General features: G+C 73.0%; 2 protein-coding genes. Both read left to right on the plus strand.

Translation table 11 applies throughout. From position 1 onward, the window contains the following. The first annotated feature begins 2 nt into the window (after positions 1–2). Positions 3–3,581, plus strand: coding sequence for a transcription-repair coupling factor (mfd, locus tag G6030_RS05140; protein ID WP_241724173.1), 3,579 nt, complete (start codon positions 3–5; stop codon positions 3,579–3,581). Positions 3,582–3,778: 197 nt separating this feature from the next. Further along, a partial coding sequence (locus G6030_RS05145; RefSeq protein WP_241724174.1) for a MazG nucleotide pyrophosphohydrolase domain-containing protein occupies positions 3,779–4,494 on the plus strand: 716 nt, incomplete at its 3' end.

Below are 4,494 nucleotides of genomic sequence, written 5' to 3' on the forward strand. Positions count from 1 at the left end.
ACCTGCGCGCGGGCCTGGACCGCGACACCGCGGTGGTGCGCGCGCCGGAGTCGCTGCGCCCGTTCCTGGTGGGCGCGCTGGCCGAGCGCGCGCCGCTGCTGGTGGTCACCGCCACCGAGCGCGAGTGTGAGGAGCTCGCCGACGAGCTGTCGGGGATGTACGACGGCGAGGTGGCGCAGTTCCCGAGCTGGGAGACGTTGCCGCACGAGCGTCTGTCGCCGGCGGCCGACACGATCGGTCGCCGCCTCGAGGTGCTGTCCGCCGTGATGGCCGGACGGGCGCCGAGGATCATCGTCGCGGCGGCGCGATCGGTGGTGCAGCCCATCTCCCCGGCGGCCGCCCGCCGCGAGCCCGTGCGCCTGACCCGAGGCGACGAGGTCGACCCGACCGAACTCATGGCCCGCCTGGCCGAGTTCGCCTACACCCGCGAGGACATGGTCGCCCGCCGCGGCGACATCGCCGTGCGCGGCGGCATCGTGGACGTCTTCCCGACCACGGCCGACCACCCGCTGCGCATCGAGTTCGACGGCGACGAGATCGCCGAGATCCGCGAGTTCTCCGTCGCCGACCAGCGCTCGCTGCCCGACGGCGAGGTCGAGCAGGTCGTCCTCTACCCGTGCCGCGAGCTGCTGCTCGACGACGACGTCCGCGCCCGGGCCGGTCAGCTGGCCGCCGAGCACCGCGCCAACCCGACGCTGGCCGAGCTCCTGGACTCGCTGGCCGAGGGCATCCCGCGCGACGGCATGGAGGCCCTGACCTCCGTGCTCGTGCCGGGCGAGATGGCCACCCTGCCGATGCTCATGCCGGACGACACCCGCGTCGTGGTGTGCGACCCCGACAAGGTGCGCCGCCGCGCCGCCGACCTCGCCTCGGCGGGCCGCGAGTTCCTCGAGGCATCCTGGACCGCCGCGACCATGGGCGGCGACGCCCCCGTCGACAGCGAGACCCTCGATCTGTCCGGCTCGGGTTACCGCACGTTCTCCTCCGTGCGCGAGGAGGCCACCGGGGCCGGCCGCGCCTGGTGGCAGCTCGTCCCGCCCGGATTCCTCACCGACCCCGAGGACGGCCTCGTGGTGACCGTCGAGGCCGGCGACCCGCCCGCCCCGCGAGGCAAGGACTCCGAGATGGAGGCCATGTTCGTGCGGCTGCGCGCGCTCGTCGGCGCCGGCGGCCGGGCCGCGATGGTGGTCCCCGGTCACGGCACCGTCGCCCGCATCCTGGAACGCCTCTCCGAGGCCGAGGTCCCCGCCACCGCCGCGCAGGCGGGATCCGAGCCCGCCGACGGACTGGTGTCGGTCTACGAGGCGGTCCTGCACGCCGGGTTCGCGCTCACCGGCGGCGTCGACGGGGCGTCCGACGACCTCGTCGTCGTCTCCGAAACCGACCTCACCGGCAACCGCCTCGGTTCCACGGCGCGACCCAAGGCCCGCCACTCCAAGCGCCGCAACCAGGTCGACCCGCTCGCCCTCAAGGCCGGCGACCTGGTCGTGCACGACCAGCACGGCATCGGCCGGTTCGTCGAGATGGTCGAGCGGCAGGTGCGCGGCGGCGACGGCTCCTCGCGGCGCGAGTACCTGGTGATCGAGTACGCGCCCGGCAAGCGCGGCGCGGCCGGCGACCGGCTCTACGTGCCGATGGAGTCGCTCGGCCAGCTCAGCCGCTACGTCGGCGGCGAGGCACCGACGCTGTCCAAGATGGGCGGCGCCGACTGGCAGAACACCAAGCGCAAGGCCCGCAAGGCCGTCCGCGAGATCGCCACCGAGCTCGTCCAGCTCTACGCCAAGCGGCAGTCCGCGCCCGGCCGCGCCTTCGGGCCGGACACGCCCTGGCAGCGGGAGATGGAGGACGCGTTCCCGTTCACCGAGACCGTCGACCAGCTCAGCGCGATCGAGGAGGTAAAGGGGGACATGGAGAAGTCCGCCCCCATGGACCGCGTCGTGGTGGGCGACGTCGGCTACGGCAAGACCGAGGTCGCCGTGCGCGCCGCGTTCAAGGCCGTGCAGGACGGCACGCAGGTCGCCGTGCTCGTGCCGACCACGCTGCTCGCGCAGCAGCACCTCGCGACGTTCACCGAGCGCATGACCGGGTTCCCCGTGACCATCAAGGGGCTCAGCCGCTTCACCTCGGACGCCGAGGCCAAGGAGATCCTCAAGGGTCTGGCCGACGGGACGGTCGACGTGGTGATCGGTACCCACCGACTGCTCGCGACCGGCGTGCGCTGGAAGAACCTCGGCCTTGTAATCGTGGACGAGGAGCAGCGCTTCGGCGTGGAACACAAGGAGCACATCACCTCCCTGCGCACCCACGTCGACGTGCTCACCATGTCCGCCACGCCGATCCCGCGCACGCTCGAGATGTCGCTGGCCGGCATCCGCGAGATGAGCCAGATCCTCACCCCGCCCGAGGAGCGCCTGCCCGTCCTCACGTACGTGGGCGCGTACTCGGACAAGCACGTGGCCGCCGCCATCCGGCGCGAGCTGCTGCGCGAGGGCCAGGTGTTCTACGTCCACAACCGCGTGCGGACCATCGACTCGACCGCCGCGAGAATCAGGGACCTCGTGCCCGAGGCGCGCGTCGTGGTGGCGCACGGGCAGATGGGGGAGGAGCAGCTCGAGCAGACCGTCGGCGGGTTCTGGAACCGCGAGTACGACGTGCTGGTGTGTACGACCATCGTCGAGACCGGCCTGGACATCTCCAACGCCAACACCCTCATCGTGGACCGCTCCGACCAGCTGGGCCTGTCGCAGATGCACCAGCTGCGCGGCCGCGTGGGCCGGTCCCGCGAGCGCGGGTACGCCTACTTCCTCTACGACCCGGAGAAGCCGCTCACCGAGACCGCCTACGACCGGCTCGCGACCATCGCGCAGAACAACGACCTCGGCGCGGGCATGGCCGTGGCGATGAAGGACCTCGAGCTGCGCGGCGCCGGCAACGTGCTGGGCGCCGAGCAGTCGGGCCACATCGCGGGCGTCGGGTTCGACCTCTACATCCGTCTCGTCGGCGAGGCGGTGGAGGCCTACCGCGCGATCGCCGACGGCGAGAAGGTCGAGACGCAGGAGGAGCTCGGCGAGATCCGCATCGAGCTTCCCGTCGACGCCTTCATCCCGCCCGACTACGTCGACGGCGACCGGCTGCGGCTCGAGGCCTACCGCAAGCTCTCGCAGGCCCGCGAGCCCGGCGACATCGACGCCGTGGTGGAAGAGCTGCTCGACCGGTACGGGCCCCTGCCGGTGGAGGCCCGCCGCGTGGTGTCGGTGGCGCGGCTGCGGCTCGTCGCGCAGAAGTACCGGGTCCGCGAGATCGTGTTGGCCGGCTCGCGCCTGCGCGTGGGGCCGCTCGACCTGCTGGACTCCCAGCAGATGCGGCTCAAGCGCATGTACCCGGCCGCGCAGTACCGGGCCACGCAGAAGACCGTGCTGCTGCCGCTGCCCAAGGCGGCCGGTGCCCGCGCGGGTGCGGGTGGGGAGAAGGCGCGCGACGACGAGATGCTGCAGTACGCCGCCGACTTCCTCACCGCGATGGCCGGCGACCCGGAGGGGTCGAACCCGGTGATCCAGCCCGAGACCGCGCCCGCCCGATGAGCTCCGGCGGCGGGGCGGGCTCCGGCGTCTCCGGGCGCGATTCCGCTCCGCCCGCGCGCGGCCACCATCGAGAAGACGGTTTCGCACACGGCCACTCGGCCGATGCGGGCGAAACTGTCTTCTCGACAACGGTCGGCGACCGAGCGGGCCGCCGGGCGGACGCGTCGGGCGACCGGCTGTCCGAGGCCGTCGCCGTGATGGCCCGCATCCGGCGCCACGGCCGGTGGGAGTCCGCCCAGACCCACGCCTCACTCCTGCCGTACCTCATCGAGGAGTCGTGGGAGCTGGTCGACGCGGTAGCGGACGGCGACCGCGATGAGCTCGTCTCCGAGCTCGGTGACCTGCTGCTCCAGGTGCTGTTCCACGCCGCGATCGGCGCCGAGCGCGCGGATGCGCCCTTCGACATCCAGGATGTCGCGGGCGCGCTGCTCGACAAGCTCCGCCGCCGCGCGCCGTACTGGTTCGACGACGACGCCGCCGCCGACGCCGCCCTCACAACGACCGGAGCCGACGACGACGAAGCCAGCGCCCGCGTCCCGTCCGCAGCGGATCTGGACGCGGACGAGCAGGACCGACTGTGGCAGCAGGCCAAGGCCGCCGAGCGCGTGGGCCGTCCGCCTCGTGGCGTGGTCGAGGGCATCTCGTGGGACATGCCGGCGTTGGCGCTGGGGCAGAAGGTGTTGTCGCGCGTCCGCTCCGCAGATATCCCGGACGATCTGGTGCCCGCCGAGATGCGGGTCGTGCACATCGACTCCGCCGGCCTGTTCCGCGACGCGGCATCTGACGCGGGCGGCTCCGGATCGGCGGAGGTCGAGTACCGGCAGGCGGTCCGGCGGTTCGCGGCCACCGTCCGCGTCGCCGAGTCGCGGCTCCCGGTGCCCGCCGCCGACGCCACGGACGCCGACTGGCGCGC

The organism is Dietzia sp. E1 (assembly GCF_014145015.1).
Taxonomy (GTDB): domain Bacteria; phylum Actinomycetota; class Actinomycetes; order Mycobacteriales; family Mycobacteriaceae; genus Dietzia; species Dietzia cinnamea_A.